The sequence below is a fragment of the Roseateles sp. genome (assembly GCF_039929605.1).
Classification (GTDB): domain Bacteria; phylum Pseudomonadota; class Gammaproteobacteria; order Burkholderiales; family Burkholderiaceae_C; genus Pelomonas.
Window position 1 is genome coordinate 1 of record NZ_JBDSQX010000076.1, and the last position, 18,962, is coordinate 18,962.

Consider the following 18,962-nt stretch of genomic DNA (forward strand, 5'->3'; position numbering starts at 1 on the left):
CAACCACATGGCCGCCGCCGGCCAGGCGCAGAAGTCGGTGCTGGATCGCCTCGTGCCCGGCTACTACCACCGCCTCAACGCCAAGGGCGAGATCGAGCGGTCCACCTGCTGCGACAACACCGCCACCGAGCACCGCATGATGGCCAAGCTGATGATCGATTCGGCGGCGCTGTGGGTGCGCGAGTACCGCATCGATTCGATGCGCTTCGACCTCATGGGCCACCAGCCGCGCGAGGCGATGGAGAGGCTGCAACAGCGTGTCAACGCCGAGGCCGGCCGGCCCGTGCAACTGCTGGGCGAGGGCTGGAACTTTGGCGAGGTGGCCAACGGCGCGCGCTTCGTGCAGGCCTCGCAACTGAGCCTGAACGGCAGCGGCATCGCCAGCTTCAGCGACCGAGGCCGCGACGCCGCGCGCGGTGGCAGCGCAGGCGAGGGCGGCGAGGACAGCGTGCGCCGCCAAGGCTGGCTCAATGGGCTGGTCTATGCGCCCAATGCCTTGGCCGATGCGAAGCCTGAGGCACTGTTGGCCGCCGCCGACATGATCCGCGTCGGCCTGGCCGGCTCGCTGCGTGGCTTCGAGCTGACGACCTGGACCGGTGAGAAGAAGCACCTGGACGCCATCCCCTATGGCGGCGACCAGCCCGCCGGCTTTGCGAGCGAGCCCGGGGAGGTTGTCAACTACGTCGAGAACCACGACAACCAGACGCTGTTCGACGTCAACACGCTGAAGCTGCCGCTGGCCACCTCCCGTGAGGACCGCGCCCGCGTGCAGATGCTGGGCGCGGCGGTGGTGGCCTTCAGCCAGGGCATCGCCTACTTCCATGCCGGCCAGGACATCCTGCGCAGCAAGAGCCTGGACCGCAACAGCTACGACTCGGGCGACTGGTTCAACCGGCTCGACTGGAGCTACCAGACTAACCACTTCGGCACCGGCCTGCCGCCCAGGCAGGACAACTTCGGCAAGGAAGGCCGCGACTGGGCGCTGGCGCGTGAACGGCTTGCCGACCCCGCCATCGCCCCCGGCCCGGCGGAGATCGTGTGGGCGCGCGACGTGTTCCGCGACCTGCTGAAAATCCGCGCCAGCACGCCGCTGCTGCGCCTGCCCAGCGCGGCGGAGATCACGAAGCGAGTCAGCTTTCCCGGCAGCGGCGCCGGCCAGAACCCGGTGCTGGTGGCGACGCGCATCGACGGCGCTGGCCGGCCCGGTTTCAAGGCGGTGATGACGTTGATCAACGTCGCCCCGACAAGCCAGACGCTGAAGCTGCCCGCCGAGGCCGGCGCGGCGTGGCGGCTGCACCCGGTGCAGCGCGGCGCGCAGGCGGCCGACCAGCGGGTGGCGAAGCAAGCCAAGGTGGTTGACGGCGTGTTCGAGGTGCCGGCTCGCAGTGCGGTGGTGTTTGTGGTGAACTGACGAGCGAGGCTGGGCGGGCGCCGAAACACGCAAGACGTTGATCGGTCCGGCGCTTCGCCGCAGCGGATGCTCGCGAGCCCACGCGCCCCGCCGCCGTGACATCGAAAGGACCCCCATGCCACGCCTCCACCTTCTGCTGACTGCCGCTCTCGCGGCGCTTGTGTCCAGCCCGTCCGCCTTCGCCGCCGACAAGATCGCGCTGGTGGTGAAAAGCCTGGGCAATGGCTTCTTCGACGCCGCCCGCCAAGGCGCGCAGGAGGCCGCGAAGGAACTCGGTGGCCTGGAGATCATCTACGCCGGCCCCGCCAAGGCGACGGCGGAAGGGCAGGTGGAGATCGTCAATGCGCTGATCGCGCAGCGGGTCAAGGTCATCGCCATCTCCGCGAACGACCCCGACGCGCTGGTGCCGGTGCTGAAGAAGGCGATGCAGCGCGGCATCAAAGTGCTGTCCTTCGACTCCATGGTGCGCAAGGACGGCCGGCAGATGCACCTGGCGCCGTCGTCCGGCCCGCTGATCGGCCGCAAGTTGGCGGCGCTGATCACCGACGCTTCGCCCACGGGCGGGCAGGTCGCCGTGCTATCCGCCACCGCGCAGGCCACCAACCAGAACGCCTGGATTGCCGAGATGAAGACGGTGCTGGCCACGCCTGCGTATGCGTCCGTAAAGCTGGTGGGCGTCGTCTATGGCGACGACCAGACCGACAAGAGCTACCGCGAGGCGCAGGGCCTGCTGAAGAGTCATCCGCAACTCAAGGTCATCGTCGCGCCGACGACGGTGGGCATCGCTGCGGCGGCGCGTGCGATCCAGGACGAGCGCATGACGGGCAAGGTGTTTGTCACCGGCCTCGGCCTGCCGTCCGAGATGGTCGGCCATGTGAAGAACGGCGCGGTGAAGAGCTTCGCGATCTGGAACCCGGTGGACCTGGGCTACTCGGTGATCTACGCAGCAAACGCGCTGAGCAAGGGCGGCGTCAAGGGCGCGGCGGGCGAGGTGGTGTCGCTGGGCCGTGTGGGCAAGGTGACGCTGGACGCGAACGCGGAAGGCGCGATGGCCGAACCCTTCACCTTCGACGCGAGCAACGTCGAGAAGTTCTCAAAAATGTACTGATGCCCGAAGCCCTGCTCCAGCTACGCGGCATCGAGAAACGCTTCGGCCCCACGCACGCCCTGCGCGGCGTCGACCTGGACCTGGTGCCGGGCCAGGCGCTGGCGCTGATCGGCGAGAACGGCGCGGGCAAGAGCACGCTGGTCAAGACGCTGACCGGGGTGCACGCGCCGGACGCGGGCGAGATCCGGCTCGACGGGCGTGTGGTGAGCTTCTCGCGCGCGCAGGACGCGCAGGCGGCGGGCATCGTCGCCGTGCACCAGGAGGCGGTGGTCTTCGATGAGCTCTCGGCCGCCGAGAACATCTTCATCGGCCGGCCGCCGACCCAGGGCCCGCCAGGGCTGCGCGTCGTCGACTGGCGCCGCATGGAGCGCGAGGCGCAAGGGTGGCTGGACGCCGTGGGCGCGCAGTTCCCAGCCCGCACGCTGGTGAAGGACCTGGGCATCGCTCAGCGCCACCTGATCGAGATCGCGAGGGCGCTGTCGGTGCAGGCGCGCGTCGTCATCCTCGACGAGCCCACGGCGGCGTTGTCGCGGCACGAGATCCAGGACATCTTCCGCATCGTCAACCGCCTCAAGGCACAGGGCGTGGCGGTGCTGTTCATCAGCCACAAGTTCGACGAACTCTTCGCGGTGTGCGACCGCTACGTCGTGCTGCGCGATGGCGCCTCGGTCGGCAGCGGCGACATGGCGTCGGCGGACGAGTCCGAGCTGGTGCGCCTGATGGTGGGCCGCGCGGTCGACAACATCTATCCGCCGCGCCATCGCACGCCCGGCGAGGTGGCGATGCGGGTCACCGGGCTCAGCCACCCGACCGAGTTCGAGGCGCTGTCCTTCGAGGTGCGGCGTGGCGAGGTACTGGCCTTCTACGGCCTGGTGGGCGCCGGGCGCACCGAGGCCATGCTGGCGCTGGTCGGTCTGAATCCGGATGCGAAGGCCCAGGTGGAGATCGACGGCCGCGCTGTCGACCTGCACGACCCCGCGCAGGCGATTGCCGCCGGCCTGGCCTATGTGCCGGAGGACCGGCGCAGCCAGGGCGCGCTGCTGGACTTTTCGGTCGGCGCCAACCTGACGCTGCCGGCCCTGGCCGGGCCGCGCCACGCCTGGCACGGCAAGCTCTCGCGCGGGCCATGGCTGTCGGCCGTGCGGGAGCGGGGTTTCGCCAAGGGGCTGATGGACCGCCTGCGCATCAAGGCGGCCTCTGAAGCCGTGACGGTCGGCAGCCTGTCGGGCGGCAATCAGCAGAAGGTGGTGATCGCCAAGTGGCTGGGCCTGAACCCGCGTGTGGTCATCCTGGACGAGCCCACCAAGGGCATCGACGTGGGTGCGAAGCAGGCCGTCTATGGCCTCATCGAGGACATGGTGCGCCAGGGCCTGGCCGTCATCCTGGTGTCCTCGGAGCTGCCTGAGGCGATGAACCTTGCCGACCGCCTGATCGTCATGCGTCGGGGCCGCATCGTTGCGGAGTTCGAGCACGGCGCCGCTGCCGAAGCCATTGTTACGGCCGCATCGGGCGTGGCCGTGGAGGCGGCATGAAGCTGGGCCGTTTCCAGCCCACGCGCGAGGCCTCGCTGCTCGCCGTCATCACGGCCATCGTGCTGCTGGTGGGCTGGCGCGCGCCTGTGTTCCTGACGCTGCGCAGCGCGCTGGACGTGGCCAACGAGTCCGCCTTGCTGGCCATCCTCGTGGCGGGGCAGACCGTCGTGCTGCTGACGCGCGGCGTCGACCTTTCGGTGGCGTCCAACCTCGCGCTCACCGGCATGGTCTGCGCGCTGGTGGGCCGGAGCTTCCCGGCGGTGCCCATCGTCGCGCTGCTCGTGCTGGCACTGGGCGTGGGCACCATGCTCGGGGCCGTGAACGGTGTGCTCGTCGCGCGCTGCCGCCTGCCGCCCATCGTCGTGACGCTGGGCACGATGTCGGTCTATCGTGGCGCGACCTACCTGGCTTCCCACGGCGCCTGGGTGTCGGAGCAAGACATCCACGCCGGCATCAAGGCGCTGCCGCGTACCGATCTGCTGGACGTGCCGTTGTTGATCGTCATCGCCGCATGCGTGGTGGGCCTGGTGGCCGCCTGGCTGCGCTGGCGCCCCGCCGGGCGGGAGGTGAGGGCGCTGGGCAACAACCCGGACGCGGCCGTCTACGCCGGCATTCCGCAACGGACCCGGCTGCTGCAGGTCTACGCGCTGTCGGGGGCGCTGGCCGGCCTGGCCGGTGTGCTGTGGGTGGGGCGTTATGCCATCGCCTTCACGGACCTGGCCGCAGGCTATGAGCTGACCGTCATCGCCGCCTGCGTCATCGGCGGCGTGAGCATCGCCGGGGGCGTTGGCAGCATCGGCGGCGCCCTGGTCGGCGTGCTTTTCATCGGCGTCGTCAACGCGGCGCTGCCGGTCATCCAGGTCTCGCCGTTCTGGCAACAGGCCATCGCCGGCGCGGTCATCCTGTTGTCGGTGGCGCTGAACGCCGGCTCGCGGGCCAAGGCGCGGCAGCCCATTCTGGAGAAGGCATGAAGCGAGGAGGCTGGGAGGCAGTGCTGGCCAGCCTCATCCTGCTGCTGTACGCCGGCTTCGGGGTTGGCGTCGACGGCTTCCTGTTGCCCTACGCGCTGGCCGACAGCACCGTCAATGTCTCCGAGCGGCTGATCATCGCCATGGCGATGGCCATGCTCATCTGCGCGGGCGAGATCGACCTCTCCATCGCCGCCACGATGGCCCTCTCGTCGCTGGCCATGGGCATGGCCATGCAGGCCGGCGCGCCGCTGCCGCTCATGCTGGTGGCGGGTGTGACCACCGGGGCGGCCTGCGGCCTGCTCAACGGCTGGCTGGTCACACGGCGCGGCCTGCCCTCCATCGTCGTCACCATCGGCACGCTGTCGCTGTACCGGGGCCTCGCCCTCGTGCTGCTCGGCGACCAGGCCATCACCGGCTATCCGGAGCCGCTCAGCGTGCTGGGCAACGGCACCCTGGGCGACCTCTTCGGCGCGCCCTGGCTCATCGTGCCCATCGAGTTTGGCATTGCCGTGCTCTTCGCTTGCGGCGTCGCGGTGTGGATGCATCGCACCGTGCACGGCCGGCGCATCTACGCGGTGGGCTCCAATCCCGTGGCGGCGCGGTTCAGTGGCATCAACGCGGACGGCTACCGCCTCGGGCTGTTCGTGTTCGCCGGCATCGCCGCCGCGCTCGCGGCCGCGCTGCTGACCGGGCGCATCGGCAGCACCCGGCCCAATCTGGCGATGGGCTGGGAGCTGGACGCCATCACGATTGCCCTTCTTGGCGGCGTGGCCATCCAGGGCGGCCGGGGCAGCATGGTGGGCGTGATGCTGGCGGCCCTGCTGCTCGGCGCCTTCACCTTCGCGCTCGGCATGCTGAACGTGCCCGGCATCGTCATCTCCACCACCGTCGGCGGCCTGCTCATCGGGGCGATGGTGTTGCCGAAGCTGTTGCCGGGGCGCGGTAAAAAGTTCGGCTGATTCCTGGCCGGATCGCGGCCGCGACGCGCCGGGGCCTGCTATCAGGGCAAGGCCCGTGCGGCGCGCGGGGGCGGCTGGACGTGAAGGGCGGGCTGCAGCGCAGGCGTTGGTTGGGCGAGCGCCGCGTCGATGCCTGCTGCAAGCTGCAGATGACTCAAGACACGAGCGTGCGGCGGGGCTAAGCTGGGCTCAGTGCCAACGCCTGAGTGGCCAGCGAGGAGACCACCATGAAGATTCGCGCCCTGACTGCGCTGATTGCGCTCACCGTGGCCGGCCTGAGTGGCTGTGCCGTCGAGCCCGTGGCCCCGCCACGCGCCGATGTCTTTCTCGACGCCGCGTTCAAGCCGGCCAGCATGCAGATCGACCCCGAGGCAGCGCTGCGCCTCAGCCCGGCCATGCAGCGCTTTGCCGAGACCGAGATGGCCTCCGAGATCCGCAAGAAGGGCGTGCGTGACGGCCTCATCGATGCCCTCTACACCAAGGGCCGCCTGCAACTGGACTACGACAGCGAGATCACCCGCACCGCCGCCGAGGCCTTCGACGCGCGGCGCGGCAACTGCATGTCGCTGGTGTTGATGACGGCCGCCTTCGCGCGCCACCTGAACCTGCCGGTGCGCTTGAACAGCGTCTACCTCGAAGAAAGCTGGACCCGCAACAACGGCATCTTCTTCGTGGCCGGCCACGTCAACATCAGCCTGGGGCGGCCGACGAGCATGGCGCAGCGCGTCACCGTGTTAGGCGATCCTGAGTTGTTGACCATCGACTTCCTGCCGCCCCAGGAGATCAGCCGCCATCGCAGCCGCGTCGTCGACGAGTCCACCATCCTCGCCATGTTCATGAACAACCGGGCCGCCGAGGCGCTGATGCAGGGCCATGTGGACGATGCTTACTGGTGGGCGCGCGCCGCCATCCAGATGGACTCGCGCTGGCTGGCCGCCTACAACACGCTGGCCGTGCTCTACCGCCGCAAAGGCCTGTACGGGCCGGCGGAGAACACGCTGCGCCTGGTGCTGGAGCGCGAGCCGCTGAATGTGCAGGCGATGTCCAACCTCGTGCTCGTGCTCACCGACGTCGGCCGGCGCGAGGAGGCGCAGGTCTATGCCACCCAGTTGGCGCAGATCCAGCCCGTGGCGCCCTACAAGTTCTTCGACGACGGCGTGGCGGCGATGAAGGCAGGCGCGTACGCCGAGGCCCGCCAGCTCTTTCGCAAGGAGCTGGCGCGTGCTGCCTATGTGCCCGAGTTCCACTTCTGGCTGGCGCTGGCCAGCTATGGGCTGGGCGACCTGCCCGGTGCGCGCGGCGAGATCGCCAAGGCGCTGGAGAACAGCTCGACCGTGCACGACCGCCAGATGTACGGCGCCAAGCTGGCCTGGCTGAACGAGCTGCGCGAGCAACAGCAGCAGCGCCGCCGCGAGCCGCTGATGAGGGCGGGTTCCTAGCCTAGATCGGAGCGAGCCCGTGACGGGCTCTGGCGCGATCACAGGCGTCATCTCCCATGCCCATCGGCGCGCGTTCGCCGAACTCTCGGCAGGGTGATGGCCGCCATTCGTGGATACCGCAGCTCGCACGCACGCCCACCTTGCCGCTGAGGGCTGCACAGCGCGGCTGGGCGTGATCGGTGCCGCGCAGCCGCATCAGGCGGCCGGTCAATTCCACCGCCAGTCCGTCGGGCACGCGGCCGCCCTCGCTCGCCAACTCGCTGCGGTCGAAATCGACGCGAAAACTGGCGCAGCAGGCGCCGCAGCTCAGGCAGGGGTTGTCACTCATCTCGCCAGTGTAGGCGGCGGGTGACACTGACCGCCATGCGCACAATCTTCATCGCCACTCTGCTGCTTGCTGCTGCAGCGCAGGCCGCCGATCTGACCGTCACTGTGCTGGACCGCAGCGGCAAGCCGCTGGCCGACGCTGTCGTTCTCGTCGACAGCAGTGCCCAGGGCATACGCCCGTCGCCGGTACTGGCGGCCACCATCGCGCAGGACCAGTTGAAGTTCGTGCCGGCCGTGACCTTGGTCGGCCTCGGTGCCAAGGTCAGCTTCAGCAACCTGGACACCTGGGACCACCACGTCATCCTCGGTGTCATGGGTGCGGGCGGCGCGTTCGTGGACCCGGGCCAGAACACCCAGTTCCGCCTTGCCGGGCGCGTGCGCAACAAGGCGCCGGCCAGCGACAGCAAGGTGCTGTCGCAACCCGGCCCCTATCTGCTTGCCTGCCACATCCACAGCTCCATGCGCGGCCATGTCTACGTGGCCGACACGCCCTGGGCCAAGCTCGGCAGCGAGGACGGCAAGGCCGTGCTGCAGGGCCTGCCCGAGGGCGCGGCGCGCGTGCGCATCTGGCACCCGGACCAGATCGTCGACGGCACGCCGACGGCGGTGCAGATCGCCGCTGGCGGCAACGCGGTGACGGTCACGACGCAGATCGCGCCGGCCCGCAAGAAGCGCGCGGCGCCGGCGGCAGACAACAACTATCCCGGGCTCTAACGACCCGGGGTGCGCGGCCTCAGCCATCGAGCAGGGTGTTCAGAATCTCCAGGCAGGCCAGCGCGGTCTGGTTGTCTCCATCCTGTTCTGGATGCCAGGCGGAGACGGACACCGCAACGATGTTGTAGCGACGCAGTGCCTGAAAAAAGACCACCATGTCCGCGGCGCTGGGGCCGCGCTGCACGTGGTACTTGAGCGCGGGCATGTGCGCCGGGTCGTCGATGACGTCGGTGTCCCAGTGCAGGTAGATGCGCTCCTGCGGCTGCAGGTGCCCCAGCACTTCGCCGAGCGGGCAGCGGAGGATCTGGGAGCTCAGCAAGGCTTCGCGCTCGCCGGGGTCCAGGTCGCGCGCATCGGCGAGAACGATTTGCCGCTGCGGGTAGGCCTGCACGCCGATGGTGGACAGGCAGTCGAGTGCCGCCTGGCTGCGCGGATCGGGGTTGCGATCAACCCTGCCGACGAACATGGCCAGGGGCATGCCGCCGATGTATTGGGTTGCGGTGCTGGCCCAGGTGTGGAAGTCACCGTGGGCATCGAGCCAGAGCACGCGATCGGGTTGCTGGCCCGCTTGCTGCAGCCCGGCCAGCATGCCCAGGCTGGAGACGCAGTCCCCGGCGATGCTGACCGGTCGGTAGCCACTCTTGGCCAGTGCGGCGACGCGCGCGGCGAGCAAGGCGTAGAGGCTACCCAGGTTGCGCAGCTTCGCGATGGGATCGTCGATCCGCGTTTCGTGCAGCAGCTCAGGCGCGATCACCTCCCAGGGATGGTGGTCGATGTCGAGCACGCGGCGCAGGCCGTCGCGGCGCTGGCCCATCAGGTAGGGCAGCAGAAGCCTTGCGTTCATAGCCATGTGTCGGGGTCCATGGGGTAGCCGAGCTGGTCCATCAGCTCGCGCACTTCGGGCCGCCGGCTCAGGTTCAGGAACAAGGGGCCTCTTTTGCGCCAGCGCCTGGAGCTCGGCGGTTCGGTGGCCATCTTGACGGGTAGTGCGCCTGGCAGGGCCATGGCGGGGAGGCCCAGGTGGTCGGTGATCCGCCTCAGCGTCACGGCGGGGCTGGCAATGAAGTCTTCAAAAGACACGCTCAGGCTACACGCGCCGCTTTGCAGGATGGCCTTGTGGGTGGAGTACCACTGGTTCAGGCACACCTCCTCCAGCTTCGCGTGAGTGAACTTCCGCCAGTTGCGCGGCAGGTCGAACTTCCACCACTTGCGGCCAAAAGGCACGGTGTCGGAATAGCCCTGGATGGCGAGCTCGACGTTGATCTTGCTGAGGTCGTGCGAGAAGAATCCCAGCGGGTAGAGCCAACCGTCCATCAGGCCGTTGACGGACTGCGCGAAGCCCCGCGTCAGGTGGATGTAGGTCACCTCGGCGTTAGGGAACAGCTGCTCGTACATGCCGATGCGGTACGCGTCGGACGGGGACTTGAACAGCAACACCGCGTCCCGCACATCGGCCAGGCCCAGGGGCCGCCGCCTGAGCGCGGGCACCACGAAGGGCGGTTCCTCAATCTTCAAGGGCTCGTCAAAATAGCGGCCTGTGGCCGGCGCGCTGCTGCCGTCGTAGTAGCTGAGCCGCCACGGCTCGTCGCTGAACACGGTGGAGAGGATCAAGCCCTGCAGCGCGGCCTCGCTACGGCGGTCACCGCGGTCGAACTGGCTCAGCGCCGCCTCCAGTGACTGCTGCAGGCGGCCGTAGGTGCCGTCGTCCAGAAAATGCGAAGGGAACTGCAGCGGCAGCCGGTTCCTCCATTTCCTGAGCAGCAGTTGGGTGTCGAGGATCTGCGGCGAGGCAAAAGAAATCTCGTCCAGGATGCAACTGGCCAGCTCCGCAGCATTGGCCACCTTTTCGATGCAATCGCTGTCGGAGTTTTGATTGAAGCCATTGCCGGACAAGGCGAGCAGCGGGTCCAGTTCCCCGTCCAGCGAGGCGATGCGGGGGTGCAGGGCCAGGGTTTCCTTGAAGAGACTGGACCCGCCGCGCGAGCCGGACAAGATCACCACCACCCGTCGGACCAGCAAGTCCAGATCGGAGTGGGGAACGTCGCGGCGCGACTTGATGGTCAGCAGAAAGCTGTCCATGGCAGCGGGTGAGTCAGGCCCGGGTCATCTCGTAGACGAAGAACCGCTGACGTTGGGTGTCGTCGAGGGCTTCGCTGGCCAACTCCGTGGTCTGCAGGCCCGCCGCCTGCGCGAGGCGCTTCATGGCTTCGATTTCACCGAAGTTGGACTGCACGAAATAGATGCGCCCCTTGGGCTTCAAGTGCTGGCCCACGCCTTCGAAAAAGCGGGTGTTGGTCTTGAAGTCGGTATCCCATTGGGACATCGCCACCACATCGTGCGCAGGCTTGTTCCTGAACGGCAGATTGGCCATGATGACGTCGAAACGCTCTTCGCCCAGCGCTTCGAACAAGTTGGACTGCACCACTTGCATGGTGCCGGCAAAGCCGTGCATCTGGGCATTGTGGGTGGCGCTCTGGATGGCCGCCGGGTTGATGTCCACGCCCACCACGCGCGCCGCGCCGCGGTAGCAGGCAAAGACTCCGATGACGCCCGAGCCTGTCCCCACGTCGAGCACACTGTCACCCGGCGCGACCTTGAAATGCCTGACGAGCGGCAGGCTGTCGGCGAATGGCCAGAAGGTGTCGGGATACACCAGGAACTCCTTGTCCAGATAGCGCACCGTTCGGCCCTCGGGCGGCACGGACTTGAAGAGTTGCTGGCGCTGCGTTTGCCATTGGTCGGTAAAGCTAGCCAAGTCCATGAGCGTTCTCCAAGTAATCTGTGCGCGCTTCGGGCGCTTCGGGCGCTTCCGGCAATTCGGGCAATTCGGGCGCCTAGCCAGGAAAACTGATTGAGTCGTCGCCGCCGGTGCCACGACCTGCGCCACGCAGCCAGGCCACGCGTTTGCCGTGGTGCCCGAGTAGTGCCTCAACGCAGGCATCAACCGAAAGCTCACCAGTCGCCAGCGCGATATCGGGGTGCTCGGGGCGTTCGTACGGCGCGGAAACGCCCGTGACTTGCAGGACCGTCCCCTGCCTGGCTTTGCGATACAGGCCTTTCGGGTCCCGCGCAGTACACACCTCGACGGAAGCGTCGACGAAGACTTCGAAATATCGCCCTTCGGGGAAACGCTGGCGAGCGCGCTGGCGATCAGCCTGGTAAGGCGCGATGCAGGAAACAACCGCGATGAAGCCCTCCTGCGCGAACAGGCACGCGACCTCAGAGATTCGCCGGACGTTTTCACTTCGGTCCTCTGGCGAAAACCCGAGATCGCGGTTGATGCCTTCCCGCAAGACATCTGCGTCAAGCATGCAGGCCTCATACCCTGCGGACCTCAGGCGGTGGTGAAACGCCTGGGCAAGGGTCGTCTTGCCCGAGCCGGGCAGCCCGGTCAACCAGTAACAGGCACCGACCTGGATGCTGTTCGCCACAAATCTCTCCTGGAATTTTTGTGCGCTTTCGCCCTGGCCTCGGGGCGGATGCTCAAAGAGGCGATCCTTGGCAACTCGTCATGAAGAAGACTTCTTCGTAGCGAGCGTCAATAGACGTGCGACTTGCGGAACGATTTCCCGGAAGGCGTTTTCCTTCGCGATCACGGCCAACACGCCTGCCCGCCGCGCTTCTTCGAAAAGTTCGTCGGTGATCAATCCTGAACTGATGGCGATGGGCAAACCGGGCCTGATCAAGGCCACCTCGCGCGCCACTTCAAGGCCGGAAAGTCCCGGCATGTTGTAGTCGGTCACGAAGACATCGACCCGCAGAGACTCGTCCTTGATAGCGGCCAGCGCACTGGCGGCATCCTGAAAGCCGCTGCACCGGTAGCCCGCTCTTTCAAGCGTGCGGACCATGACGAGCATGACGGTCTCATCGTCGTCGAGATAGACGACATGCTCGCCGCGCGCCGCCTCCAACGGCGCTGCGTGTTCAGCAGCCGGCTGCATCATCAACGGCGAGGCGGTCGCAGGCAGAAGGACATGAAAAGTGCTGCCCGCACCCGGTTGGCTGTCCACGGTGATGCTGCCGTGATGACTGACGACGATGCCATGGACGACCGACAAGCCGAGCCCGGTACCTTGCCCGGCCGACTTGGTCGTGAAGAATGGCTCGAAGATCCGTTCGAGCGTTGGCGCGCCCATCCCCGTGCCCGTGTCCTGCACCCACAGATGGACATGAGGCCCCGCAGCCAGGCCACGCATACGCGCGGTGCTGGCATCAATGTGAGCGGCCTCCAGGCCGATGACGATTTGCCCTGCCTCGCCTCGAAGCGCATGCCAGGCGTTCGTGCACAGGTTCATCAAGACCTGCTGCAATTGGGTTGCATCGGCATTGGCATACAAGGGCGCTGGGTCCAGCAGCAGCCGAAGCTCGACGCCGGCAGGCAGCGTCGCGCGTAGGAGCCGGAAGGTTTCCTCAACGATGGACTTCAGCGGGATGTTCTGCAACTGCTGCGGCCGACGGCGGCTGAAGGTCAGTATTTGCCGGACTAGGTCGCGAGCGCGCAGGCTCGCCTGCTGAATCTCACCCAGTGCAACTTGTGCCGGATGGACGGGGTCAATGTCGGCCCTGGCGAGTTCGAGGTTGCCAAGGATCGCACCGAGGATGTTGTTGAAGTCATGCGCTATGCCGCCGGCCAGCGTGCCAAGCGACTCCATCTTCTGGGCCTGATGGAGTTGCGTCTCGAACCGGCTCAACTCGGCCTCGGCCTGGCGATGGGCCGCCCGCCGTGCGGCCTGCGCCAGTTCCCGTTCAAGCGCCGGTCCAAGGCGGCTCAAGTTCTCCTTCATGACATAGTCGTTGGCACCCGCCTGCATTGCGGCGACGGCCGTTTCTTCACCAATCGTTCCGGAGACGAAGATGAAGGGAATGTCCAAATTCGCCTTGCGGAACTCGGCAAGCGCCTCCAGCCCGCTGAAGCCAGGCAGGCTGAAGTCCGAGATCACAGCGTCCCAGGGGCCTTCGATCAGGGCCTGCCGCAGCGTAGGCAGATCCTGCACGCGCTGGCAATTTGGCTCGAAGCCCGCTCGGCGAAGTAGGCGCACGGTCAAGCGGAAGTCGTTCTCTGAATCCTCGACGGCGAGAACGTTGATCCGGCGCTCGTTCATGGCGCCTGCCGCGGGGGGACCTGGTTGAGTGCGAGCCAGTAGAGGCCGAGCACCTTGACGGCCTCGACGAATTCGACGAAATCGACGGGCTTGCGAACGTAACTATTGGCGCCGAACGAATAGCCAGAGATGACGTCTTGCTCCTCCTTGGACGATGTCAGGATGACCGTGGGCAGGAGCGCCGTTCGTGGATCGGCGCGCATCGCCTTGAGCACCCCCAGCCCATCCAGCTTGGGCAGCTTCAGGTCGAGGATGATCAGTGTCGGCAGCGGCGCATTGGCCCTGTCGACGTGGGCACCCCGCGCAAAGAGAAAGTCGAGCGCCTCGACACCGTCGCGGGCGACGACGAGCGGGTTCATCAGATGGCTGCGCTTGAAGGCCCGCAGCGTCAGCGCAACGTCGTCGGGATTGTCTTCAACCAGCAGGATGGTCTTGTTCTCTTCGTTCATCGTCTCGCTCCGTTGGGCGGAAATAGAAGGTCGCTCCTTGCCCGGGTGAAGAGTGGGCCCCGAGCGACCAGCCGTGGCGACGCATCACGCGCTGGACGATGGCCAGCCCGACGCCCGTGCCCGGGAAATCAACCTCGTGATGCAGGCGCTGGAATGCACCGAAGAGGCGGGAGGCGTAGGCCATGTCGAACCCCGCGCCGTTGTCGGAAACAACACAGACTTGGTGTCCGTCCTGGTTGCGCGTACCCACCTGGATGAAGGCCTCGTCGACCTTGCCGGTGAACTTCCATGCGTTGTCGAGCAGGTTCTGCAGCGCTATCGCCAGCAGTTCGCGGTCACCCCGAACGACGATGCCCTTCTCGATGTCCCATCGAACCCGGCGTTCGGGCTGCGCCCGAGTCAAGGTCGAGGCGATTTCCTGGGCCATCGCGCTGAGGTCAACATCTTGAATCCTCAATTCAGCTCGGGTGACCCGCGCCAGGCCGAGCAGTTCGTCGATCAGGCGGCCCATCCGCTGGCTCGCCCCGCGTATGCGTTGCAGGCTATCGCGGGCTTCGTCGTCGAGCCGGTCTCCATAGTCCTCCAGGAGGGCAAGGGAGAAGCCATCCATGCTGCGCAACGGGCTGCGCAGGTCATGGGAAACCGAATAGCTGAAGGATTCGAGCTCCTGGTTCAGCGACAAAAGCTCCCGGTTGCTGACTTCGAGCCGGTCAAAGGAGTCCTTCAGCACGCGAGTCATCGCGTCGAAGTGGCGCGCCACATCGCCCAGTTCATCGGCACTCCCCGCGTCAAGTGCGAACGACCAGTTACCGGCGGCGACCTCGCGGGTGGCCAGCTCCAGGCGCGCAATCGGAGCCAGAACGTCGCGCCGGAACAGCCACGCGGCGACGCCGGTCAGGACCGCCATCGCCAACAAGCCGATCCCGGTGATCATGACGACGCGGCGTTGCGTCGTGTCGATTCGCGCTCCGGCGTCGTCAATGAGCTGCGCGGCCTCCACGAGGCCGTTTTGCTGCAGGATCAGTATCCGGCTCGACAGCTGGGCCTCGAACCGGCGCTGCACGTCGTCGGCGGCACCCGCGCCCGCTGTAGCCGCATCGACCTCACCGAACAGGCGGTGGCTGGCCTCTCCCTGGCTACGAAGGCTCTCCAGGATGCCGGCGGCTGCGCCGTCAAGTGGGACAGGAGTCGCGAGCAGGCCCTCGAGCCTGTGCCACACGGCTTGCTCCTGCAATCGCGCGCGCTCACGTCGATTGAGCAGGTATTCGAACGTGACCATGCGCATGTTGTTGAGCGCGCCGGCAATCTCGACGCTGTGGCGCCGCTGCGCCACAGCCGCCCGCACCTGCGCATCGGCCCAGGCGATGCTGATGGCGATGAGCACCATCGTGCCGAGCATCAGCGTTGCGGCCAGTTTGGCCTTGCTGCTGATCTTCATCGCACCACCGTGACCCGCTCCGGGCCTACTGCAAGCAAGGCGTCCAGAGAGAGATGGGATAGGAAGTTTGGCATTGGCTGAGCGGGCGCATAGCCGCGCGCCATGGCCCACATCGCCACGTCCTCGAGCGTGACCAACTGAGCCTGCTGCTGCTCGACCTCGAAGGTCATGTCCTGCCAAGACGGATCGAGGGCTCCGGGTTTGAGCTTGATCTGCTCCGCAAGGGCGGCTTTGGCCTGCTGGGGTTCGGCCTGCGCGAAGGCTTCGGCGTCAGTCAATGCCTGCAACAAACGACGCAACTCTTGCTGATGCGCCTGTACATAGTCGTGAAGGCCGACCAGAACGAACCTCTGCGCGTAGGCGTCTGGCGCATGGAGCGAGACGATGGCATTGCCGAAGGCACGCTCGGCCTCGTACCGCACCGGTTGCCAAGCCGCGACGCCGTCCACAAGGCCGTCGCGCAGCGATTCGATCAGTTTCGAAGGCGGCAGATCAACCAGCTGGAGCGATTGGGGTGCAATGCGGTAACGCACCAAAAATGCCCAGAGAAAGTACTCGCCGCTCGTCCCGAGGGTGACCCCGATCTTGCGCCCCCGCAGGTCATCTGGTGTACGGATGCCGCGATCGACGCGGCCCAGCACGGCCAACTCGTTCGACGCGCTGGACACCGAGGCGACGATGCTCAGCGGAGCGCCCTTGAGCACCTCGACAACCACCGGTACGTCGGCTGCGACGGCCAGATCGGCCCGCCCCCGCAGCAAGTCGGCCAGCGCAGCCTTGCCATGCGTCTGAGGGAGCAGGGTTGCCTCTAGCCCTTGATCACGGAAGAAGCCACGAGCCGACGCAAGATGGAACAGCCCCGCATGCGGAACGAGGGGAGTTGCTATACGGAGCTTCGATATCCCCTCAGCAGGGCTGACACGGTGACGATTCAATCCGTACAGGGATGCCAGCAACGTGGCGCCACCAATGCCGATCAAAGCGTGACGACGTCTCAGCCCAGATGGGATGGGTGCGTGCACTTGAATCTCCCAAAGCAACTGGCCCCGCAACAGTGCGCCTACGGTACTGATTGATGGCTGCACTCGAATGATCGGAGGGTATGAGTCCGCCCCATCTTTTACAAGCTGCGCTTGCCCAATGTTCGGCCGGATCCGCCATTTTTGACGGTTAGCACCGAATCCTCGGTAAGTTCGACCTTTCGGAGGCGAACTTGGACCAAGGCCTTGATGGCCCAGAGGCCGTCTGCCCGGGTCATCAACCCGCAGCAGGCTCCCGCACCACCGTGACCGTGCAGTCCGACTCCGCCACCACCTGGCTCGACACGCTGCCCAGGTAGCGCCGCAGCGCCGACGCGCCGCGCGCGCCCATGACGATGTGGTCCACGCCGTTGCGGCGCGCGAAATCCACCAGCGCATCGGCCACGTCCGGGGCCTCCAGCACATGGAAGGTCAGCCGTCCGTCCGCCAGGTTCAAGGCCTTGCTGATCGGGTGGGCCCAGTGCTTGAGCGCGATGAGCTGCTTCACGTGCAGGCTCTGGCCGTGCTGGTCGGTCAGGTCGTCGATGCCGATGCGGTTGATCTTCATGACGGCCACGCAGGCCAGGCGTGCGCCGGTTTCGGTCTGCACGATGCGGCGGACGGTCTCGCACAACTGCGCGCGCAACTCGGGCGTGCCGCGGTCCACCTCCACTGCCGCCATGACGATGGGGCTGCGGGCGAGCTGCTCGCCGACCGGCGCGGGCGGCGTGGGTTCGGCGCCGAGCGCGAAGAACCAGCGCTTGAGCCGCAGCATCGCGCCGCTGACACGCAGCTTCTCGGCCCGCGCCGTCAGCACCACGCCGGTCGGCTCGCGCAGGTCCAGCGCCAGCTGGGCGGCGCTCTGGTAGCGCTTCTCGGGCTTCACCTCCAGGCAGTGCAGGATGATTTCCTGCAGCCAGGGCGGCAGCTCCGGCCGGATGGCGCGCGGTGGCACCGGCTCGACGTACAGGCGCCGGCGCAGGCCGCGCACCGAGTCCGGTTGGCCGAAGGGCCGCTCGCCGGTGGCCAGGTGATAGAGCATCACGCCCAGCGCGAACAGGTCGCTGCGCGGGTCGCTGCGCACGAACTGCACCTGCTCCGGGCTCATGTACGGCCCCGTGCCCATGGGCAGCGTGAACTCTTCTTCCAGCAGGTCGGGCAGCTGCTCGTGGCGGCTCAGGCCGAAGTCCACCAGCACGGCCGTGCCGTCGGGGCGGAACATGATGTTGCTGGGCTTGATGTCCAGGTGCACGACATGCTGGCGGTGCAGCGCGGCCAGCGCGGTGGCCACGCGGGCGCCGATGAAGGCCACCTCCTCGGGCGGCAGCGGCGCGTCGTCCAGCCGGGGGCGCAGCGTGTCGCCGGGAATGCGCTCCATGACGATGTAGGCCTTGCGCGTCCAGTCGCCGCGCGCGACGAAGCGCGGCACATGGGCCCCGCTCAGTTGCGGCATCAGCATCTGCTCGACCTCGAAGCCGACGATGGTGGCCGGGTCCTCGCCGCCCATGATGCGCGGCACCTTCATCAGCAGCTCCATGCCGCCGTCCGTGCCGTCGCCCGGGCCATCCACCCGGGTAACGCTCCACAGGTTGGCCATGCCGCCCTGATGCAGCCGCGCCTCCAGCCGGAAGCCGTCCAACTCCTGGCCGGGTTCCAGCGGCACGAAGCCCGGGCTCGTGAAGGGCAGTGGCGCCGTCATTACTCGCCCAGAGTCAAGCGGCGGGCCAGGCGCTCGACGATCTGCGGCGGCAGCGCCGTCGCGCGCAGCGCCGCGCAGGCCGCTTCCACGTCGTAGGCCACGCGCTGGAAGGTGATGCGCGCGTCGTCAAGGTCGGACTTGGCCGGGTCCAGCAGCGCGTAGCAGGCCGCCGGGTTGCCATCGCGCGGCTGGCCGCAGGAACCAGGAATGACCAGCCATTGACGATGGCCGGGCAGCGGCATGGGCACGCCGGACAGCGGCTTGAAGTCGCCCGCCTTGCCGGTGCCCGACAGGTGGTAAAGCATGGGTTCGTGCATGTGGCCGCAGACCTGGATGCGTGCGTTGCTGGCATGCAGGCTCTTGACCGCCTCGGAGCGGCCCTGCACGTACTCCCAGCCGTTGGGCTCGAAGGCGTTGGCGTGCACGAACAGGATCTGGCCCGGCTCGCCATGGGCCTGCAGCGGCAGCCGGGCAAGGAAGCGCAGGTGCTCTTCGGTCAGTTGCGAGCGCGTCCATTCGACGACGGCGCGCGCGTCGGGGTGCATGCCCGGCATGCTGCCGTGGGCCACGGCTTCGTCGTGATTGCCCTGCACGGCGATGGCGCCGTCGGTGGCCAGGGCCATGACCTGGTCGGCCACCCAGGCGGGGTCGCCGCCGTAGCCGACGAAGTCGCCCAGCAACGCGAAACGGGTGGCGCCTTGAGCGCGAGCGTCGGCAAGAACGGCCTCGAAGGCCTGACGGTTGGCGTGAATGTCGGTGATGAAAGCCCAGCGCATAGCTCGACAGCTTGCCAT

18 protein-coding genes are annotated in these 18,962 nt (G+C 67.2%); 7 read left to right on the forward strand and 11 right to left on the reverse strand.

Translation table 11 applies throughout. From position 1 onward, the window contains the following. The 6 genes from ABIS05_RS10425 to ABIS05_RS10450 form a co-directional block, all read left to right on the forward strand. Nucleotides 1-1,411, forward strand: a 1,411-nt coding sequence (locus ABIS05_RS10425) for an alpha-1,6-glucosidase domain-containing protein (RefSeq protein WP_348010852.1), incomplete at its 5' end; no start/stop codon positions are given. A 115-nt stretch (nt 1,412-1,526) separates the two neighbouring features. Further along, a complete protein-coding gene (rhaS, locus tag ABIS05_RS10430; protein ID WP_348010853.1) occupies nt 1,527-2,519 on the forward strand; it encodes a rhamnose ABC transporter substrate-binding protein in 993 nt (330 codons plus the stop codon). Next, nucleotides 2,519-4,051, forward strand: a complete 1,533-nt coding sequence (locus ABIS05_RS10435) for a sugar ABC transporter ATP-binding protein (RefSeq protein WP_348010854.1) — start codon at nt 2,519-2,521, stop codon at nt 4,049-4,051. The genes rhaS and ABIS05_RS10435 overlap by 1 nt, the downstream gene beginning before the upstream one ends. Further along, entirely contained in the window at nt 4,048-5,022 is a 975-nt protein-coding gene (locus ABIS05_RS10440; protein ID WP_348010855.1) for an ABC transporter permease, read from the forward strand. The genes ABIS05_RS10435 and ABIS05_RS10440 overlap by 4 nt, the downstream gene beginning before the upstream one ends. After that, nucleotides 5,019-5,981, forward strand: coding sequence for an ABC transporter permease (locus ABIS05_RS10445; RefSeq protein ID WP_348010856.1), 963 nt, complete (start codon nt 5,019-5,021; stop codon nt 5,979-5,981). Before ABIS05_RS10440 ends, ABIS05_RS10445 begins: the two co-directional genes overlap by 4 nt. A gap of 227 nt (nt 5,982-6,208) precedes the next feature. After that, complete coding sequence (locus ABIS05_RS10450; RefSeq protein WP_348010857.1) at nt 6,209-7,420, forward strand: transglutaminase domain-containing protein; 1,212 nt, start codon at nt 6,209-6,211, stop codon at nt 7,418-7,420. A 1-nt stretch (nt 7,421) separates the two neighbouring features. Here ABIS05_RS10450 and ABIS05_RS10455 read toward each other — a convergent pair whose 3' ends face one another. Beyond that, nucleotides 7,422-7,748 (reverse strand): YkgJ family cysteine cluster protein, encoded by a 327-nt coding sequence (locus ABIS05_RS10455; RefSeq protein WP_348010858.1) that lies wholly within the window; start codon nt 7,746-7,748, stop codon nt 7,422-7,424. 35 nt (nt 7,749-7,783) lie between these two features. Between ABIS05_RS10455 and ABIS05_RS10460 the strand changes: the two genes are divergently transcribed. Beyond that, on the forward strand, nt 7,784-8,461 hold the full coding sequence (locus ABIS05_RS10460; protein WP_348010859.1) for a plastocyanin: 678 nt from the start codon (nt 7,784-7,786) through the stop codon (nt 8,459-8,461). A 19-nt stretch (nt 8,462-8,480) separates the two neighbouring features. Here ABIS05_RS10460 and ABIS05_RS10465 read toward each other — a convergent pair whose 3' ends face one another. From ABIS05_RS10465 to ABIS05_RS10510, 10 genes are all read right to left on the reverse strand, one after another. Then, on the reverse strand, nt 8,481-9,311 hold the full coding sequence (locus ABIS05_RS10465; protein WP_348063252.1) for an arginase family protein: 831 nt from the start codon (nt 9,309-9,311) through the stop codon (nt 8,481-8,483). Beyond that, nucleotides 9,302-10,540, reverse strand: a complete 1,239-nt coding sequence (locus ABIS05_RS10470) for a hypothetical protein (RefSeq protein WP_348010861.1) — start codon at nt 10,538-10,540, stop codon at nt 9,302-9,304. Before ABIS05_RS10470 ends, ABIS05_RS10465 begins: the two co-directional genes overlap by 10 nt. Nucleotides 10,541-10,553: 13 nt before the next feature. After that, nucleotides 10,554-11,222 carry a methyltransferase gene (locus tag ABIS05_RS10475; RefSeq protein WP_348063253.1) on the reverse strand — a complete coding sequence of 223 codons (669 nt, stop codon included), beginning with the start codon at nt 11,220-11,222 and terminating at the stop codon, nt 10,554-10,556. A 73-nt stretch (nt 11,223-11,295) separates the two neighbouring features. After that, the gene (gene cysC / locus ABIS05_RS10480; RefSeq protein WP_348010863.1) at nt 11,296-11,892 is read right to left on the reverse strand and encodes an adenylyl-sulfate kinase; all 597 of its coding nucleotides are present in this window, start codon (nt 11,890-11,892) and stop codon (nt 11,296-11,298) included. A 78-nt stretch (nt 11,893-11,970) separates the two neighbouring features. Then, nucleotides 11,971-13,563 carry a response regulator gene (locus ABIS05_RS10485; protein WP_348010864.1) on the reverse strand — a complete coding sequence of 531 codons (1,593 nt, stop codon included), beginning with the start codon at nt 13,561-13,563 and terminating at the stop codon, nt 11,971-11,973. After that, nucleotides 13,560-14,012, reverse strand: a complete 453-nt coding sequence (locus ABIS05_RS10490; protein ID WP_348010865.1) for a response regulator — start codon at nt 14,010-14,012, stop codon at nt 13,560-13,562. Before ABIS05_RS10490 ends, ABIS05_RS10485 begins: the two co-directional genes overlap by 4 nt. After that, nucleotides 13,978-15,450, reverse strand: a complete 1,473-nt coding sequence (locus ABIS05_RS10495; protein ID WP_348010866.1) for an ATP-binding protein — start codon at nt 15,448-15,450, stop codon at nt 13,978-13,980. Before ABIS05_RS10495 ends, ABIS05_RS10490 begins: the two co-directional genes overlap by 35 nt. Next, a complete protein-coding gene (locus tag ABIS05_RS10500) occupies nt 15,447-16,430 on the reverse strand; it encodes an ABC transporter substrate-binding protein (RefSeq protein WP_348010867.1) in 984 nt (327 codons plus the stop codon). The genes ABIS05_RS10495 and ABIS05_RS10500 overlap by 4 nt, the downstream gene beginning before the upstream one ends. A 277-nt stretch (nt 16,431-16,707) precedes the next feature. After that, the gene (locus tag ABIS05_RS10505; RefSeq protein ID WP_348010868.1) at nt 16,708-18,168 is read right to left on the reverse strand and encodes a bifunctional serine/threonine-protein kinase/universal stress protein; all 1,461 of its coding nucleotides are present in this window, start codon (nt 18,166-18,168) and stop codon (nt 16,708-16,710) included. Continuing rightward, nucleotides 18,168-18,944 (reverse strand): metallophosphoesterase family protein, encoded by a 777-nt coding sequence (locus ABIS05_RS10510; RefSeq protein WP_348010869.1) that lies wholly within the window; start codon nt 18,942-18,944, stop codon nt 18,168-18,170. Before ABIS05_RS10510 ends, ABIS05_RS10505 begins: the two co-directional genes overlap by 1 nt. Nucleotides 18,945-18,962 lie beyond the last annotated feature (18 nt).